Origin of the sequence: Halobacillus ihumii (assembly GCF_902726645.1) — a bacterium.
Taxonomy (GTDB): Bacteria; Bacillota; Bacilli; order Bacillales; family Halobacillaceae; genus Halobacillus_A; species Halobacillus_A ihumii.
Genome location: NZ_CACVAO010000001.1, coordinates 1,603,249 through 1,619,724 on the forward strand (window position 1 = coordinate 1,603,249; position 16,476 = coordinate 1,619,724).

At 42.3% G+C, this 16,476-nt stretch carries 15 protein-coding genes and 1 riboswitch; of the genes, 3 read left to right on the forward strand and 12 right to left on the reverse strand.

Annotation, left to right across the window (positions count from 1 at the left end):
• Nucleotides 1-18: 18 nt before the first annotated feature.
• The 6 genes from G6R08_RS08120 to ribD all read right to left on the reverse strand — a co-directional run bounded on the left by G6R08_RS08120 (nucleotide 19) and on the right by ribD (nucleotide 6,240).
• Nucleotides 19-1,032, reverse strand: coding sequence for an acyltransferase family protein (locus G6R08_RS08120; RefSeq protein WP_163527519.1), 1,014 nt, complete (start codon nucleotides 1,030-1,032; stop codon nucleotides 19-21).
• A gap of 230 nt (nucleotides 1,033-1,262) precedes the next feature.
• Entirely contained in the window at nucleotides 1,263-2,504 is a 1,242-nt protein-coding gene (locus G6R08_RS08125) for an aminopeptidase (RefSeq protein WP_163527520.1), read from the reverse strand.
• Between the two features lie 242 nt (nucleotides 2,505-2,746).
• Nucleotides 2,747-3,217, reverse strand: a complete 471-nt coding sequence (gene ribH / locus G6R08_RS08130; RefSeq protein WP_163527521.1) for a 6,7-dimethyl-8-ribityllumazine synthase — start codon at nucleotides 3,215-3,217, stop codon at nucleotides 2,747-2,749.
• Between the two features lie 68 nt (nucleotides 3,218-3,285).
• A complete protein-coding gene (locus tag G6R08_RS08135) occupies nucleotides 3,286-4,479 on the reverse strand; it encodes a bifunctional 3,4-dihydroxy-2-butanone-4-phosphate synthase/GTP cyclohydrolase II (RefSeq protein WP_163527522.1) in 1,194 nt (397 codons plus the stop codon).
• A gap of 16 nt (nucleotides 4,480-4,495) precedes the next feature.
• Nucleotides 4,496-5,143, reverse strand: coding sequence for a riboflavin synthase (gene ribE / locus G6R08_RS08140; RefSeq protein ID WP_163527523.1), 648 nt, complete (start codon nucleotides 5,141-5,143; stop codon nucleotides 4,496-4,498).
• Nucleotides 5,143-6,240: a bifunctional diaminohydroxyphosphoribosylaminopyrimidine deaminase/5-amino-6-(5-phosphoribosylamino)uracil reductase RibD gene (gene ribD / locus G6R08_RS08145; protein ID WP_163527524.1), complete on the reverse strand. Its 1,098-nt coding sequence runs from the start codon at nucleotides 6,238-6,240 to the stop codon at nucleotides 5,143-5,145. The genes ribE and ribD overlap by 1 nt, the downstream gene beginning before the upstream one ends.
• 136 nt (nucleotides 6,241-6,376) lie before the next feature.
• A riboswitch (FMN riboswitch) is annotated at nucleotides 6,377-6,526 on the reverse strand.
• 298 nt (nucleotides 6,527-6,824) lie between these two features.
• On the opposite strand from ribD, the gene G6R08_RS08150 reads away from it, so the two are divergent.
• From G6R08_RS08150 to G6R08_RS08160, 3 genes are all read left to right on the forward strand, one after another.
• Entirely contained in the window at nucleotides 6,825-7,322 is a 498-nt protein-coding gene (locus G6R08_RS08150) for a hypothetical protein (RefSeq protein WP_163527525.1), read from the forward strand.
• 354 nt (nucleotides 7,323-7,676) lie between these two features.
• Entirely contained in the window at nucleotides 7,677-8,081 is a 405-nt protein-coding gene (locus tag G6R08_RS08155; RefSeq protein WP_163527526.1) for a CidA/LrgA family protein, read from the forward strand.
• On the forward strand, nucleotides 8,051-8,743 hold the full coding sequence (locus tag G6R08_RS08160; RefSeq protein ID WP_163527527.1) for an LrgB family protein: 693 nt from the start codon (nucleotides 8,051-8,053) through the stop codon (nucleotides 8,741-8,743). The genes G6R08_RS08155 and G6R08_RS08160 overlap by 31 nt, the downstream gene beginning before the upstream one ends.
• 127 nt (nucleotides 8,744-8,870) lie before the next feature.
• Here the strand turns inward: G6R08_RS08160 and G6R08_RS08165 are convergent, their stop codons facing one another.
• The 6 genes from G6R08_RS08165 to G6R08_RS08190 form a co-directional block, all read right to left on the reverse strand.
• On the reverse strand, nucleotides 8,871-9,566 hold the full coding sequence (locus G6R08_RS08165; RefSeq protein WP_163527528.1) for a LutC/YkgG family protein: 696 nt from the start codon (nucleotides 9,564-9,566) through the stop codon (nucleotides 8,871-8,873).
• 2 nt (nucleotides 9,567-9,568) lie between these two features.
• A complete protein-coding gene (locus G6R08_RS08170; RefSeq protein ID WP_163527529.1) occupies nucleotides 9,569-11,002 on the reverse strand; it encodes a LutB/LldF family L-lactate oxidation iron-sulfur protein in 1,434 nt (477 codons plus the stop codon).
• A 13-nt stretch (nucleotides 11,003-11,015) separates the two neighbouring features.
• The gene (locus G6R08_RS08175) at nucleotides 11,016-11,735 is read right to left on the reverse strand and encodes a (Fe-S)-binding protein (RefSeq protein WP_163531205.1); all 720 of its coding nucleotides are present in this window, start codon (nucleotides 11,733-11,735) and stop codon (nucleotides 11,016-11,018) included.
• Between the two features lie 254 nt (nucleotides 11,736-11,989).
• Complete coding sequence (locus G6R08_RS08180) at nucleotides 11,990-13,576, reverse strand: L-lactate permease (RefSeq protein WP_163527530.1); 1,587 nt, start codon at nucleotides 13,574-13,576, stop codon at nucleotides 11,990-11,992.
• Between the two features lie 423 nt (nucleotides 13,577-13,999).
• Nucleotides 14,000-14,713 (reverse strand): FadR/GntR family transcriptional regulator, encoded by a 714-nt coding sequence (locus G6R08_RS08185; protein WP_163527531.1) that lies wholly within the window; start codon nucleotides 14,711-14,713, stop codon nucleotides 14,000-14,002.
• A 163-nt stretch (nucleotides 14,714-14,876) separates the two neighbouring features.
• Nucleotides 14,877-16,343 carry a potassium/proton antiporter gene (locus G6R08_RS08190; protein WP_163527532.1) on the reverse strand — a complete coding sequence of 489 codons (1,467 nt, stop codon included), beginning with the start codon at nucleotides 16,341-16,343 and terminating at the stop codon, nucleotides 14,877-14,879.
• Between the last annotated feature and the right edge of the window lie 133 nt (nucleotides 16,344-16,476).

Consider the following 16,476-nt stretch of genomic DNA (forward strand, 5'->3'; position numbering starts at 1 on the left):
AGGTATGATTTCTTTTATTTAATTTATCGTGTAATCTTTCTTAGCTAGCTTATGCCACCATTTCTTGATTAATTGGGCTCTGCCTTCAATAACAGGTTGAGTCAATGTTTGGATGGACGTACTTGATAATAAGAATACAATACTTGCTGCTACGATTGCTAAACCTGCAAAGTCAATCATGTTGTCGACCTCAAACCAGCCGGCTTCGCGAAAGAATTGGATAAAGAATCCATGAAGCAAGTAAACGTATAACGTTCTCCTTCCTAACACAGTAAAACGATACGATTTACTAGGAATCCAAGCAAGGACGCCCATCGTCATGATTGCACCGACAATGTAACCGCCAAACCGTATTAAGCCGCCAAATTCCAAACCTCCGAGATCACTGTATGATTTTGAGCCTAACAGCCAGCCTGAGTCAAATTCAGGGAAAATAGCAATTAATCCAACAAGTGTTGTCATGAATAGGAGTGTGGCTTCACGCACTTGAGAAGTTCGCCATTTTTTGACATGGTCTTTTGTTAACCAATAGCCAGCCAGAAAGAATGGGAAGAAGACAAACGTTCTGGAAAGGCTGAACATATGGCCAATATCATTAAAGTATCCTACAACGAGTCCTAAGCCTACAGAAACCAAAATCCCCGTCAGTGCAGGAACTTTCTTAAACCAATAGAGCATAATATGCCAGCAGAATAAACTGAATAAGAACCACAATGACCAGTGCGGATAAAATGGTCCGTTCAGCCAGCCATCTTTTCCTATAAAGAAAAAGTAGCCTGAATAAGCAAGCTGAAAAATCATATAAGGCAAGATTAATTTTTTCGCTAAATTAACGACATAGTCTTTATGCCCAGATCCTTTTGCAAAAAAACCAGACAAAAAGATAAACGCAGGCATATGAAACGTGTAAATCCACATGTAGATGGTGTACATAGTATGTGAACCATCGGTAAACGGTTGAATAAGATGACCAAATACAACGAAGAAAATCAATAAAAGTTTTGCATTGTCAAAAGTTGCTTCCCGCTTCATAGTCCTTCACCCTCTTTAATTCTGTGGTTGTGTATTAGATCTAATTCTTAAATGTAAAAACAATGTCTATTCCTTTTTACCACAAAACATATAGGTTGAAGTTGAATTTTATTGCTTTTTAAATAAACTGTAATCGTAATGTCAAAAATGTAACCACATCATTAAACTATAAAAGAAAATCAAAGAAAAAAGCCAGCAAACTGAATTTACAGGCTTTTTTCCTAAATTAATTATTCAAAATCAATGACCCACGACCCTTTTCGAAAGATAGGTTCATAACTGCCATCTTTTGTCTCGCCATCAATGTCAATTTCACTAGAACCCATCATGAAGTCTTCATGCACGAGACTGTCGTTGACCCCATGCTTTTCCATCTCCTCTTTAGACATCGATGGACCATTTTCAATATTAGTCGGATACGCCTTGCCTAATGCCAGGTGACAGGAGGCATTCTCATCATATAAAGTATTATAGAAAATGTGTCCCGACTTGGAAATCGGTGATTCATCAGGGACGAGAGCTACTTCACCTAATCGCTTAGCGCCATCATCTGATTCCAATAAATGTTTCAACGTTTCTTCCCCAGACTCTGCAGAATAATCGACGACTTTTCCATCTTTAAAGGTCAATGAAAAGTTCTCGATCAGGTTTCCTCCATAACTGAGCGGTTTGGTACTACTGACTTTGCCTTGTACACCATATTTGTGAGGCATTGTAAACACTTCTTCTGTCGGCATGTTCGGATTAAATTCCACACCTTTTTCAGAAGTAGCCGAACCTCCATGCCAAATATGGTTTTCCGGCAATTCCACACTCAAATCTGTACCTGCCGCTTTATAATGAAGCTTCTTATACTGCTTCTTATTTAAATACTCTCTTGCCTGGCGCAGGCGTTCATTGTGCTCCTCCCAAGCTTGAATTGGATCATCTTGATCTACCCGGGTTATTTTGAAAATTTGCTCCCAAAGCTTACTTTGTGCTGCTTCCTCTTTCAGGCCAGGGAAGACCTTTTCTGCCCAAGCAGCCTGTGCATAAGCGACAATTGACCATGTGGTTTTATCATTCATAATGTAGTCGCGATATCCAGTCAGCGCTTCCGCACTCGCCTTATTCGCTTTAGCAATTCGTTCAGAGTCGACTCCCTTGAGCAGATCAGGATTAGGACCGTACACGGTTAATAGGGAATACCCATCCTTTACCATCTCCTCAAGACCCTCCGCCTTCCACTTAGGGAATGTCTCGAGTACCTTCATAGGTGCATTCTTCATTTTCATATAACTTAAAAGTTCATCGCTCCACTCCACGTGAACATTTTTGGCACCTCTTCCGTAAGCTTTAGCTGAAATGGTTCTGACAAGATCAGCCGCCTCTATAGGAGCATTTATGATCAGCCCCTGACCGCTCTGTAGGTTAACACCTTTTTTTAATGCTAGTTCTGCATACTTCTCAAGCCGTTTTTGATGTGTAGTCAAATGAATACCTCCAACTCTTTATTGATCTATTCGTATTATTTCATAACTTTGAAAAAAATCCCACTAGATTGGATGAAGACGTGAAGGAAACCCTTATTGATAGACCTTCCCAAGTGTCTCATTATTCTACCCCAAAACTTTGAAATTCTTCCCCGCTAAAGGATTCAGCCTCTTTCAACCAAAAAGTTGATTTTTACACATTAAAAAATCGCGGGAAAACCTCTGCTCCCCGCGATTTTGTCTTATGCTTCAAATTGTCGGTTTAAATTAGCCATTTCAATAGCACCAGTTGCCGCTTCCCAACCTTTGTTGCCGGCTTTCGTTCCTGCCCGCTCAATAGCCTGCTCTATCGTATCTGTAGTTATGACTCCAAAGATAACAGGGACTCCACTTTGTACGCTGGCCTGGGAAACTCCCTTAGCAGCTTCTCCACAAACATAATCAAAGTGCGGCGTTGAGCCGCGGATTACAGCACCAAGTGTGATCACAGCATCGTATTTTCCTGAGTTCGCCATCTTTCCAGCAACAAGAGGAATTTCGAAGGCGCCTGGCACCCAGGCAGCTTCCACATCATCCGTGTTTACGCCATGGCGCTTCAATCCATCAAGCGCTCCATCATATAGACGTCCCGTAATGAAATCATTAAACCGCCCTACAACAATACCTATTTTCAATCCGCTTCCTACAAGGTTTCCTTCTAATGTTTTAACCATCCTGATCTCTCCTTTAGCTACTGCCTATTAGCAAAATTCACACCTTGATCCCTCAAGTTATTTTTTAATTAGTAATGAAATAAGTGCCCCATCTTCGACTGCTTGGTCTTTAAATATAGTTCGTTCTCTTTTCTTGAATCCATTTGAATAGGGACTCGTTCTACTACTTCCATGCCATAACCGCCAAGACCGGAAATCTTCTTCGGATTATTGGTTAACAGCTTCAGTTTAGAAATTCCGAGTTCACGTAAAATCTGTGCTCCTACACCATAATCACGTAAGTCCGGACCAAATCCTAGCTTTTCATTAGCTTCAACAGTATCCAGGCCTTCTTCCTGAAGCTTATAGGCATACAACTTATTCAATAAGCCGATTCCTCTGCCTTCCTGCCTCATATAAAGCAGGATCCCGCTGCCGTTTTCTGAAATTTGACGAAGTGCGTTGTGAAGCTGCGGTCCGCAGTCACAGCGATAGGAACCAAAGACATCACCTGTTAAACATTCGGAATGGACCCTGACTAATGTTGGCTCACTTGGATCGATATCCCCTTTGATAAGGGCAATATGGTCTTTATAATCAATATCATTCGTATAAGCAACCGCACGGAAATCACCATATTCAGTCGGCAGCTGTACCTCGACTTCGCGTATGACATGATCTTCAACTCGATAACGATATTGAATTAAATCCGCAATCGTAATCATCGGAATATTAAACTCATCGGCCATTTTGCGAAGATCAGGTACTCTTGCCATCGTCCCATCTTCTTTAATAATTTCACAAATAACCCCGGCTGGTTTGGCTCCAGCTAATTCGGCTAAATCCACCGCAGCTTCTGTATGACCTGCACGGCGCAATACCCCGCCTTCTTTCGCAATTAACGGGAAAATATGGCCCGGCCTTTGGAAATCATCCGCTTGGCTTAATGGGTTAAGCATTTCACGAATCGTCAGTGCCCGCTCATCCGCAGAGATGCCGGTCGTCGTATGCTTATGATCAATGCTCACTGTAAAAGCAGTTTTATTAGGATCAGTGCTGTTATCCACCATCGGGTTCAACTCAAGCTGATCAGCTAATTGACTCGTGACAGGTGAACAAACAAGCCCTTTGCCATGAGTAATCATAAAATTGATCATCTCAGGCGTTGCATATTCAGCTAAACCTATTAAATCACCTTCATTTTCTCGATCCTCATCATCACAGACGATGACCATTTTTCCCTGTTTTAATTCTGAAATTGCCCGTTCAATTGAATCAAACATCTTCCCACCCTCTTCTTTATGCGAATCCATTTTCATCTAAGAAATCCTTCGTTAGCTTTGACTGACTGCTCTCTGGTTCTTTTCCTAAAAAATGGGCCACGTATTTACCAATCATGTCGCATTCAATATTCACCTGATCACCCGGTTCTTTATCACCGAGCACCGTATGGTCCATCGTGTGCGGAATAAGTGAGATCGTGACACGGTTCTCCTCCACGCCAAACACGGTCAAACTCGTTCCATCAACCGTAATTGATCCTTTATACACAAAATAATGGATCAGTTCATCCGGAAGTTCAATCTCATAATAAACGGCATTTGATTCTGATTTCTTCGCCACAATCTCACCCGTTCCATCGATATGACCCGAAACTAAGTGACCACCAAAACGGCCGCCTGCTGCCATAGCCCGTTCGAGATTGACTGTACTTCCTTGTTTCAACTGGTGTAAATTCGTTGCCCTAAAGGTTTCAGGCATCACATCAAATTCTATACTTTGATCAGAATAACTCGTCACGGTAAGGCACACTCCGTTTATCGAAATGCTGTCCCCTAAATCTATATCCGACAAAATTTCCTTCGCTATAATACTTAATTCAAGCGCTTCTGATTTACTTTTAATATTTTTGACTGAACCCATTTCCTCTATAATCCCTGTAAACATTACAAATCCCCCCTTTTGACTGAAACAAGCTTGATGTCTTCTCCTAGCTGTTCAGAGCTAAAAAATGCAAAATTATCAAGTTGGGCCAGGCTACTGATTCCTTCGCCCGCTACAGGGGTCATGGCCTGCCTGCCGCCAATTAATTTAGGTGCTATATACGTAATGGTTTCGTTCACTTTCCCAGCCCGAACAAAAGCATCCGCAATCGTTCCGCCGCCTTCAATCAGCAATGAGGTAAGTTTTTGTTCACCTAAATAGTCCAGAACAGCTTCCACTTGAACGGTTTCCGTTGCCAGGCGGATCACCTCAACATGGGAAAAGTCTTGAAAGCGGGTCATTTCATCCTTTCCGACGGATTTTCCTGTAAAGATCCAAGTCGGGGCTTCTCTATTTTGAATCACCTGAGAGGTAGAAGGAGTCCGCAAATGGGTATCAAGAACAATTCTCACCGGGCTGTTGCCGCCTCCTGCTATTCGAGTCGTCAGCTTAGGATTATCCATTAGAACCGTATTAATGCCTGCTAAGATGGCAGCAGATCGATGACGATAGGAGTGGCCATCCTTCCTTGCTGACTCACCAGTAATCCACTGGCTTTCACCTGTTGCGGTAGCAATCTTTCCATCAAGGCTCATCGCTGATTTCAATCGAACATAGGGCTGCTTTGTTTTTATAAAATGAAAGAATGCGCGATTGAGCTCATCTGCTTCACCTGTTAAGACCCCTGTCCTTACCTCAAGACCGGCTTTTTCCATCAACTCTATCCCGCGGCCGCTCACTTTTGGATTAGGGTCGTGAGAAGCGATAATCACACGTTTAATTCCAGCATCAACCACCGCCTGGGCACAGGGTGGAGTTTGCCCGAAATGACTACAAGGCTCAAGTGTTACATAAATTTCTGCACCCAGAGCCTTTTCACCAGCCATTCTAAGTGCATGGACTTCAGCATGAGGCTCCCCGGCCTTGACGTGCACTCCCAGACCAACTACTTGATTATTTTTCACAACAACTGCTGCAACCGAAGGGTTTGGATTCGTTTGTCCTATCGTTTCTTTCGCCATCTGAATAGCCATGGCCATGTATCGTTCGTCGCGCTGCATCCTTCTCACCTCCCAATATTTTTAAATCAAAAAAGCCCCGAAGAAGACGAACTTCTCCAGGGCTTTACTGTATTGAAATATAAGTATAGCGAATAGAAGGTACAACTACAGAATGTTTGCACCTTATTTTCTACGCTCGCTCCTTCTCCCATCCAGACTTTAACTGTCGGCTTTGGAATCTACACCAAATCAGGGGGAAGAAATAAGACTCCTTCCCCGTCGCGGGCTTTGAACGTTGTGGTCCATCACCGCCGGCCGGGATTTTCACCCTGCCCCGAAGGATTGTTTATTCAATTGTCTTATATTAAATATAAATGAATTTTACTAAGATCGCAATTAGTTAGCACTATTCGTACTCTTATAAATTAAATAAAACGTAGAGTTAGCTTTTTAGCTATAATCGGGGCTTTGACTTTATGAGACACTACGATTCCAACAAGTGCCCCAAAAATTGCAGGGAGTATTCACCCCACTCCTGCTTGATAAAGGAAATATAACTCACATAATCGTTCGAATGTCCCTGTTTTCAGCTTGAAGGAATTGGGAATACTACTTACAAATAAAGCCAATAAGGAGGATTCTCTGTGAAACGATTACATGCTGTCAGTTTGATTCTAATCCTCGGTATAGTCTTGGGAGCCTGTGGAACAGCCGAGAACCAAGATAACACTAGCTCTCAAGAAGAAACCAATCAACAAGAAAGTGAGCCAGCCAATGGTGAGAAATCAACGGAGTCTTCCGAAGGGAATCAATCTAGTGGCGAGAGCAAAGATATGAATTTAGCATCTGAAGTTGATCACGTGATCAAATCCGTAAATCAGTTGAACAGCAGCTTAGAAGATTCAGCAAATGATGTCAAAACAATTAATGGTCACGGGAAAACTCTTGAAGAGAATTGGGACAGTATTGAGAAGCAAGTAGAAGAACAATTCCCAGACCAGTACAAGAAAATAGAAGAAAGCCTTTATCCTCTAATCGGTGAAGCTAAACAAGAGGATCCTAAAATTGACAAAATGAAAGAATGGGCACAGACAACCGTGGACAGTTTGAATGAATTGAAACAAAAAATAAAAAATCAATAACTTTAGAGTAAAGAAGGGCTGTACGATCAGGCCCTTCTTTTTTGTATATGACAAAATCTCTTTACTTCAGCATGTTGAAAATCAAAATAGACATTACCTGTTTTTGAATAATCATAATTTCTGAAAAAATTGAATTGAACCTATTTCTCTGCACCGATAACCTATAAGAGTGTAGTTTCTGTAAAACTTCAATGATTGCATGCCGATGTGGCAAGGAGTAAAATGGGAGGAGTAAATTCATCAGATGAACTGATCTACCTGAAACCAAGGGCCCTTATTCTGCCTAACGTGTAAATTGAATCCTATCATAAGGAGGGCTGGCGTCACTTAAATTTAAAAATACGCCGAACATCTATGAAAATCTTTAAAATCATCATACAGATCGCCTTATTATATATCTTTTATATGGTCGGTAATTGGATCTCCGCCCAGCTGCATTTGCCGATACCAGGCAGCATTGTCGGAGTGGTGCTCCTGTTAGCGGCTTTAATTATTGGCATTTGCCCGGTTCATTGGGTGGAAACAGGCTCAGGATTTCTGTTGGCCTATTTACCTCTGCTGTTTATTCCAGCCACAGTCGGCGTCATGAATTATTTCCATCTATTTGCCGGCAGCGGTATTCTGCTAATTGTTATCATCGTTGTCAGCACACTCTTCACCATGATTACAGCTGGGCATACGAGCCAATTTTTGGCCAATAGATCGGCTGAAAGAAAGGAGAAAAAGCAGTGCTCGAAGTACTTATCGCAATCATCATAATTGTAATTACCATATTGATGTACTTAGCGCTGGATCGGCTGTACCGCTGGGTTCGTTGGCCAATATTAATCCCAGCCTTAACAACGACATTTGTGCTCATTGTCATCCTTCTTTGTTTCCGTATCCCCTATCAAACTTACATGATCGGAGGACAGTGGATTAATCATTTATTAGGACCAGCTGTAGTAGCACTGGCATTACCTTTGTATAAGCAAAGAAAAATATTACTCAAGCATCTGTATCCAGTCATCGGGGGCGTCCTGATTGGATCCATTATGGGGATTACCAGCGGAATTCTTTTAGCCCAGTCACTTGGATTTGCGGAAGAGCTTATTTTTTCCCTTGTGCCGAAATCAGTCACCACTCCTGTTGCGATGCAGATTGCTTCAGAACTAGGCGGGGTCCCTTCTCTAGCCGCTGTATTTGTCATGATCGCCGGGTTCACCGGTGTTGTTCTCGGGCCAGCAACCTTGAAATGGTTCAGGGTTAACCGTTCTTTGGGCCAAGGGATCGCCTTTGGCAGCGCCTCCCATGCGATTGGCACGTCTAAGGCTTTTGAATACGGAGAGCAGACTGTCTCCATGAGCTCCGTTGCCATGACTCTAAGCGCCATCACTGGCTCAATATTTGGCCCGCTGCTTGTATTGATCTTTTATGCATAGACCTGGAACTTTTTGGCCCTTATCTAAAGCAAACCCTGCACAAGATTTTCACTCGTACAGGGTTTGGAATTAGGGAAAATTATGCTCTCGAAATTCATTTAAGACCAGTTGTGTTGATTTCCGTTCCTTATTCAACTACCACATATACTGCATTGACTGGACCGTGCACACCTACTACGATGTCCATTTCGATGTCGGCACTGTTGCTGGGGCCGGAAATAAAATTGATGCAGGTTGCAATGTCCTTACCCGACTCCACTTGTTTATGAACTTCGTGTGTAGCTTGCGTCATCCGTGGAACAATCGATGATTTTGGTATGATTGCAATGTACGTAATTGGCAGTAGACTGACGGAACGCGCGATATCCTTATCATTGAATTGGACAATCGTTCCTGACTCAGCAAGGGCGATATCACCGAAGAAAACGCCGATATTAGCTGCATTTGCTTTTTCAATATTTTCAGCGCCAAGTGCCGTATCCCATCGATGTGTATGATCGGTATCAAGGACATCCGTAATCCCGTATTCAGTAAATCGGTCATCGTTCGTTGTAACAATAGACCCGCCACCATACTCCTCGACAACTGTTTGCAGCGTTTCCGCAAGCTTTGTTTGGTCTGTTTCTACTACCTTCGCATCTTTAGCTTGACTCCTTTGCCGAAAGGTAGCCAATAAATCATCTGGGGTATCATCTTTGTAGACTTCCCATTGCGGCTGATGCTGCCACTCTGGCAAGGAAACATCTTTCCTGCGTTCACGTCCAAGCTTCCCGGCGATTTCACTTAAAAAAACATCCTTATTATGAATAGTCCCTTTAGCCATGACTATTTTCTCCCCCTTTTGTGTTCCTTAAACCAGGTTCTAAAGTTATCATTTCCCGGCGCGGGAAGTTCGCGGATCGATGTCCACGGTTTCATTGGACCCGGACCATTTGAAATACTTCCATCTTTTACAAATGGTTTCAAAAACGTTGGTGCACCTTTAACAGCCATCTGAAAAAGAGATGGTGTACTTGCTCCTACGCCAAATGCTTTCATCGCCATCTTTTCGCTTGTTTTAGGTTTCCCCTGTTCGGCTACATAATTTTCCCGATGTCGGATCAATTGTTCATGAAGTGGAATTTTAACCGGACATGCTTCTGTACAGGCAGCACAAAGACTCGATGCATAAGGCAGTTCCCCGTATTCCTCATAGCCACCAAGAATCGGGGACAGAACTGCACCAATTGGTCCTTGATAAATCGAACCATATGCATGCCCGCCAATTTGTCTGTAAACTGGGCAAACATTTACACATGCCGCACACCGGATGCAATGAAGCGCTGATTGAAATTCAGTGCCTAATGCATTCGAACGTCCTGCATCCAGAATCACAAGGTGAAATTCTTTTGGCGCGTCCACACAATCTTCCTCCACACCCGGAGTCAAATTCGTCACGTACGTGGTTATGTTTTGACCAACAGAACTTCTGCTTAACAAATTAATTAGGACGTCAAGTTCATCCCATGTTGGCACAAGTCGCTCCATACCCATCACAGTGATCTGTGTATCAGGGTAAGAAGTGACCATGTTTGCATTTCCTTCATTCGTCGCCAGTGAAATCGAACCGGACTCGGCAACCGCGAAGTTGCATCCTGTTATCCCAATATCAGCCTCAAGAAATACATCGCGCAGCTGGCTTCTGGCAAAGGCCGTTAGTTCTCTCGGTTCCTCCGTCCCCGTATAGCCCGCTTTCTCCTGAAAGGTGTCGCGAATTTGTTCTTTATTTTGATGTAACGAAGGAACTACAATGTGGGAAGGTCGATCATTACCACCCACCTGCAAAATATATTCCGCAAGATCGGTCTCAGCAACGCGACATCCGACATCCTCAAGTGCCTCGTTCAGTCCGATTTCCTCGGTAACCATTGATTTCGATTTCGTCACACGTTTCGCGTCTTTTTTCTTGGCTACTTCCTGAATATAGCGATTCGCGTCTTCTGCTGTTTTGGCAAAGTATACATGCCCGCCTTTCGCAGCAAATTTTTCGCTCAATTGATCTAAATAATAATCAAGGTTTTCTAACGTGTGCCGACGAATTTCCTCACCGGCACTTCGCCATTCTTCCCAATCACCAATCTGGTCATCCCGTTCTGTGGCATCGAGTTTTTTATCACGTAACCTGTCCTGAGCGGAAGCCATCGCGTTTCGCATAAAATCATCTTCCAAGGCATCATCCACCCTGTCGAAAAATGGCTTATCTCCAATTTTCATTCCCATGTAAAATACCTCCTTAAGCACGTGAATTTAATATTTGGGCTATATGCTTCACTTCAATAGGTTTCCCTTTGCGATCAATCCGTCCCTTGATGTTCATAAGACAGCCACCATCCGCTGCGATCAATATATCAGCCGTAGTTTCCTCCACATGCCTGACTTTTTCATCGACCATTTGCTCAGAAATCGGAACCATTTTTACGGCAAATGTGCCCCCGAATCCACAGCAATCATAGCTATTCTCAAGCGGAAGCAATTCAAGCCCCTTTACATTTCCCAAAAGTTTAAATGGCGCCTCATTCTCCTTAAGCAGCCGCATCATGTGGCATGAGGTATGGTACGTAGCTCGTGCTGAATAGGCTGCCCCGACATCCTCAACACCCAAAACGTTGACAATAAACTGTGTAAACTCATATGTTTTATCCGCGACAGCCTGGGCTCTGTCCCGCCATTCTTTATCCTCCTCAAACAAACCAGGATACTCCTTGAACATTCCCGCACAAGAACCGGATGGAGTAACAATATATTCCGAGTCCTCAAAAGCTGCAACCATCTGTTTCGCTGCCTTTTGCGCATCCTTGCGATACCCGCTATTGTATGCAGGCTGGCCACAACATATCTGCCCGTGCGGAAAATCAATTTCACAGCCAAGCCGCTCCAGAACCTCCACAACATCCTTCGCCACATCTTGATAAAACAATTCCGCAAGACACGTAACAAACAAAGATACCTTCATCATAAATCTCCCTTTCCTAGCAGGAACATTGGTAAGGATTCTCCGACCCTATATTCCATATTTAAATAACAGGTCATCATATCTTTAGTTTAAAAAATATTACTATATAACCCCTTTATTCTCATTAACCTGCTCCATGTATAACACTGGCCATCCTTTACTTTGATTATAATAATAGTCTACTAGTTTCGTATTGATTCAACCATAATATATGTGACACTGCTCATTGAATTGATTAACTGTACCCCATCCCACTACATAATTGTGAGTAAGATAAACCCTCCAATACCGGCTAATAACCCATACAATAGGGCTGGGATTAATGTTTTTCGAATAATAGATCCTTCTTCTCCAGATAACCCCACAACTGCGGATGCTGCAACAACGTTGTGAACACAAATCATATTCCCGGCAGCTCCACCGATAACTTGCAGCGCCAAAATGATGTTTGTATCCATTCCGGTCTGGTTAGCAACACTGTATTGAATGGGTGAAAATGTCAATGTCGACACTGTTGCACTTCCCGTTATAAACGCTCCAAGCTCACCTAAAAATGGTGCGACGAAAATCCACATAGAACCGAATGTGCTCGCAAGTACCTGCGCGATATACTGTGGCATACTTATCAGATCATGAACATTCATACCAGAGTTGGTGAATACTTGCACCAAAGCCAGTGTAGATACTAATGTCAAACCGGCAGTGATAATCGAGAGCAGTGACTCTTTCGATGCCTTGGCAAAATTGGAAAATGACTTACGCTGGATGATGACTGCAAGAATCGCAGCAATAATTAATACTGTACCCGGTGAATATAAGATTTCCCATTTTGATGTAATTCCTTCCACCCCAAGGATGCTGCTCCAGGTAAAATCAATAGCTGTCAACGCGAATTCTTTTATTTCCGGGATGATGCGGGTAATCAGTAACAGTCCAACTACCACAACATAAGGAGACCATGCTGTAATCAGCCCCATATCTGAATTTTCCTTTTTTAATTCAAATCCTTCTTGCAAGGCATCTGTCCACTCTGTTTTCGGCAAGAGCCATCCTTTTTTGGCAGTCCATGCAGCAACGACCAAACCTGTGAGTGATCCCAAAATTGCGACAAACCCGGGACCAAATAATACAGCATAAAGGAGTGCTGAAGCTGTATATGTAATTCCGACTACTAAAGTCCATGGCAACAATGGAAATGCATCCTTAATCCCCTTTCCTTTTCCGAAAAAAAGTGTCAGGAGGACAACGAGCACAAATGGGATAAATGTACCCGCAATCAAATCGATTGTTGCTATATGTACTCCAACTTCCTGAAAAAGTGACGGGCCCGCCCCCGGAATATTACTTAAACCAACCTGAATGGGCGTCCCCACTGCTCCATAAGAAACAGCTGAACTATCAGCGACTAAGGCCAAGACTGCTGCAGCCATTGGATTGAATCCAAGTGCGACCATCAGTGGACCTGTCACAGCAGCTGGCGTCCCAAAACCAGCGGCCCCTTCAATTAGGGAACCAAATAAAAAGGCAACCAGCACAACCTGTACACGCATATCACCCGAGATGTTTTGAAATCCTTGGTTTATACGATCAACAGCGCCAGTATGCTTTAGTGTGTTTAATAGGACAATCGCTCCGAACAAGATTAATAGAATGGTAAGCGCCTTATGTGTACCTTGTAAAATAGATGCCAGCACAATATTGCCTTCCATTCCCCAGACTAAAGATGCCAGCGCAATGACAATAATCGCACTAAAAAACATTCCTTTTAACGCAGTCATCCTGAGTATCACCAAAAAAATGAATGGTGCAATGATTGCGCTCAATGCCACAAGCAATAACATAGCTATTCAACTCTCCCTACCGTAATTTCTTTTATAAAATAAAGCGTTTTCATTACTAACAACAACCGACAACAATTCAACAGGTCATCAGATGACATGACTTAAAATTATTTGAAATTTTTCACCACATCAAGATAACAGGGGGACAGATTTTTTGTCTCGCAACAGGGGATTTGTTTTCAAATTACAACAGAAAATGAGCTTGAATGCAGTCAGCGCAATAAATCCAATTTTTCATAATTGGCCTCTTATAGATATGGTCATCAGATGACCTGCTGGTTATTATTCATTATAATATAAAGCGTTTTCAATACGCAAGGATAGAATTGAGTTTGTTTGAAAACACAGATGCCATATGTACTTTTGCTGAATGACATACAAAAAAGGCTCTTTACCATTTTAAGAGCCTTCCGTTGCGTTGTATCACTGATAATATTTTAAAAGGGTTTGTTCAACTTCTGTTAAGTGGTTTAACATAAGCTCTTGCGCCTTAACTGAATCTCTGGACTCAATGGCTTCAAAAATTTGCTTATGCTGTTGATAGATTTTTGAAAGCGTCCTTTGTTGAGAAAACAACCAGATACGTCTAGTTTCAAACATCGCTTCAACCATCGTTTCCGATACATTATTCATTAAGTCGATTAGAAAACGATTGTGGGAAGCTTCGGCAATCGCCATATGAAACTGCAAATCCGCCTTCTCACCAAGCTGTTCATCCCCATTAGCATCCTGCATATCGGCAAGAGCTTTACTGATTGCCTGAATATCTGATTCTTGTGCGTTTTCTACTGCAGAGTTGATACTGCCCAATTCCAATATTTTTCTGATTTCTAATAAATCACGGATATCCTTTTTACCCATTAATAGCGTCGAGCTTGCTATCGATGATGTCAGTACTTTTGGATCAAATTGACGGACAAACGTCCCTTCACCTTGTCTCATTTCGACAATTCCTTTTGCACGCAAAGCACTTAGCGCTTCCCTTATAGCCGACCTGCCGACACTAAAATCTTCAGCTAGCTGCTGAACAGAATTAAGTTTATCACCTGGATTTAAATCACCTGTTTTAATCATATTTAATAACTCATCAGCAACTTCTTCATATATTTTACGGGGCTTTATTTGTTTATAAGCCATGGATACACCTCTGTCTTCATTGATAACTTCATTTTAACGAAAGGGCAGAAAACCGACAACTTTTTATGAATTTTAAAAGCACCTCAAGAGGGGCATGACGTGTACACTTCCTACTCACACAACCCATTTGAGGTGCTTATTTAAGCATGAATGAATCCTTGAATCAGGACGTCTTTGCTTTTTCCGTTCCTTTTGAAGTCAATAACTTTCTGACTTCCTTACGTTCATCTTTTTTCGTTAATACATATACCGTATCAAAAGCCTGCATTACTGAATTACCTGTTGGAGTAATAACTTCATCTCCGCGGGCAATCGTAACGATAATCGTATCCTTTGGAAAGTCAATATCGTTTAGTTCTCGTCCCGTGATTGGCGAGTCCTCTCCTAAGGTAACTTCAACAATTTCTGTTTCTGTTTTTCCTAAATTAATTAATTCAAGTTCGCCAATGGAGCGGTTTCTCGCATCTCCTGCTAATTTCAAGTAAGATCCAACACCAGACAATGTACTGCCTTGAATCAAGGCGGAGATGATAACAACGAAGAATACAGCGTTGAAAATAATATCACTGTTTTCTACACCTGCTAGAAGCGGATAGGTCGCCAGAACAATAGGGACAGCTCCTTTTAATCCCGCCCAGGAAATAAAGGTCTTTTCTTTAAGATCATAGTTCATTCCGATCATACTTATAAAGACTCCAATTGGTCGGGCAATGAACATTAATATAATCGATAGAAGAATACCTTTCCAGGCTACACTGAGGAGTTGGCTGGGAAATGCTAGTAGTCCAAGCATCATGAACATGAGGATCTGCATCATCCATCCGAAGCCTTCATTGAAACGAAGAATGGAGAAGCGATACATGAGGTCGCTATTTCCTACATATACTGCCATCACATACACGGCTAGTAATCCGCTCCCTCCAATCAGGGCGGTAAAGGAGTAGGAAAATATAGCAAACGATAGAGCAAGTACTGGATAGAGACCCGATGAATCCAGGTCAATTTTGTTGATCACCCACACTGTAAGTTTTCCTAGCAAGAATCCGGTAATTAAACCTAAGCCCATTTCTACGAAGAAACTTCCTACCGCACCCCAAATGGATGTATCCGGGACTTGGATTAAATCGATAAAGATAATTGTTAGAAAAACAGCCATCGGGTCATTTGTTCCGGATTCTGCTTCAAGTGTTGACGTAATCTTTTTCTTAATATTTTTGTTCCCTAAAATGGAAAATACTGCAGCTGCATCCGTAGAGCCGACAATGGCTCCAAGCAGCAGACCCTCAAGCCAGGAGAATCCAAAGATATAGACGGCGGCCGCTCCCGTTACAAAGGAAGTAATCAAAACCCCTGCCGTCGCCAAGGACCCTGCAGCACCGGCAATTGGCTTAATATCTTTCCACTTCGTCTGAGTACCCCCATCAAACAGAATAATGATTAACGCGAATATTCCAATTAATTGGGCAAGCCCAGCATTCTCAAAATAGATGTAGTTATTTAATAGTAATCCTGCACCTAAGAATAAGATAAGTGAAGGCATTCCTAATCGAATAGAAAATTTCGTGGCCAGAACGCCTGTTAATAGCATAATGGATAGTACTAGTATAGTCGTATCTACATTTATTTCCATATAACCCACCTTTTGCCTCAATTAAATACTTCATCATGTGTTACATAAATTAAAGCTACTATTATTAGATTAATATATTTTCTTGTAATAATCTAATAAAAACCTTTGTAACAGCCGTATTTCACAGGTGATC

What these genes read in the sequence shown, in the direction of transcription:
- G6R08_RS08120 (WP_163527519.1), bottom strand. Translation starts at nt 1,032, where the DNA reads ATGAAGCGGGAAGCAACTTTTGACAATGCAAAACTTTTATTGATTTTC.
- G6R08_RS08185 (WP_163527531.1), bottom strand. Translation starts at nt 14,713, where the DNA reads ATGGCTTATAAACAAATAAAGCCCCGTAAAATATATGAAGAAGTTGCT.
- G6R08_RS08155 (WP_163527526.1), top strand. Translation starts at nt 7,677, where the DNA reads ATGAAAATCTTTAAAATCATCATACAGATCGCCTTATTATATATCTTT.
- G6R08_RS08165 (WP_163527528.1), bottom strand. Translation starts at nt 9,566, where the DNA reads ATGGCTAAAGGGACTATTCATAATAAGGATGTTTTTTTAAGTGAAATC.
- G6R08_RS08170 (WP_163527529.1), bottom strand. Translation starts at nt 11,002, where the DNA reads ATGGGAATGAAAATTGGAGATAAGCCATTTTTCGACAGGGTGGATGAT.
- G6R08_RS08180 (WP_163527530.1), bottom strand. Translation starts at nt 13,576, where the DNA reads ATGTTATTGCTTGTGGCATTGAGCGCAATCATTGCACCATTCATTTTT.
- ribH (WP_163527521.1), bottom strand. Translation starts at nt 3,217, where the DNA reads ATGGTTAAAACATTAGAAGGAAACCTTGTAGGAAGCGGATTGAAAATA.
- ribE (WP_163527523.1), bottom strand. Translation starts at nt 5,143, where the DNA reads ATGTTTACAGGGATTATAGAGGAAATGGGTTCAGTCAAAAATATTAAA.
- ribD (WP_163527524.1), bottom strand. Translation starts at nt 6,240, where the DNA reads ATGCAGCGCGACGAACGATACATGGCCATGGCTATTCAGATGGCGAAA.
- G6R08_RS08135 (WP_163527522.1), bottom strand. Translation starts at nt 4,479, where the DNA reads ATGTTTGATTCAATTGAACGGGCAATTTCAGAATTAAAACAGGGAAAA.
- G6R08_RS08175 (WP_163531205.1), bottom strand. Translation starts at nt 11,735, where the DNA reads ATGAAGGTATCTTTGTTTGTTACGTGTCTTGCGGAATTGTTTTATCAA.
- G6R08_RS08190 (WP_163527532.1), bottom strand. Translation starts at nt 16,343, where the DNA reads ATGGAAATAAATGTAGATACGACTATACTAGTACTATCCATTATGCTA.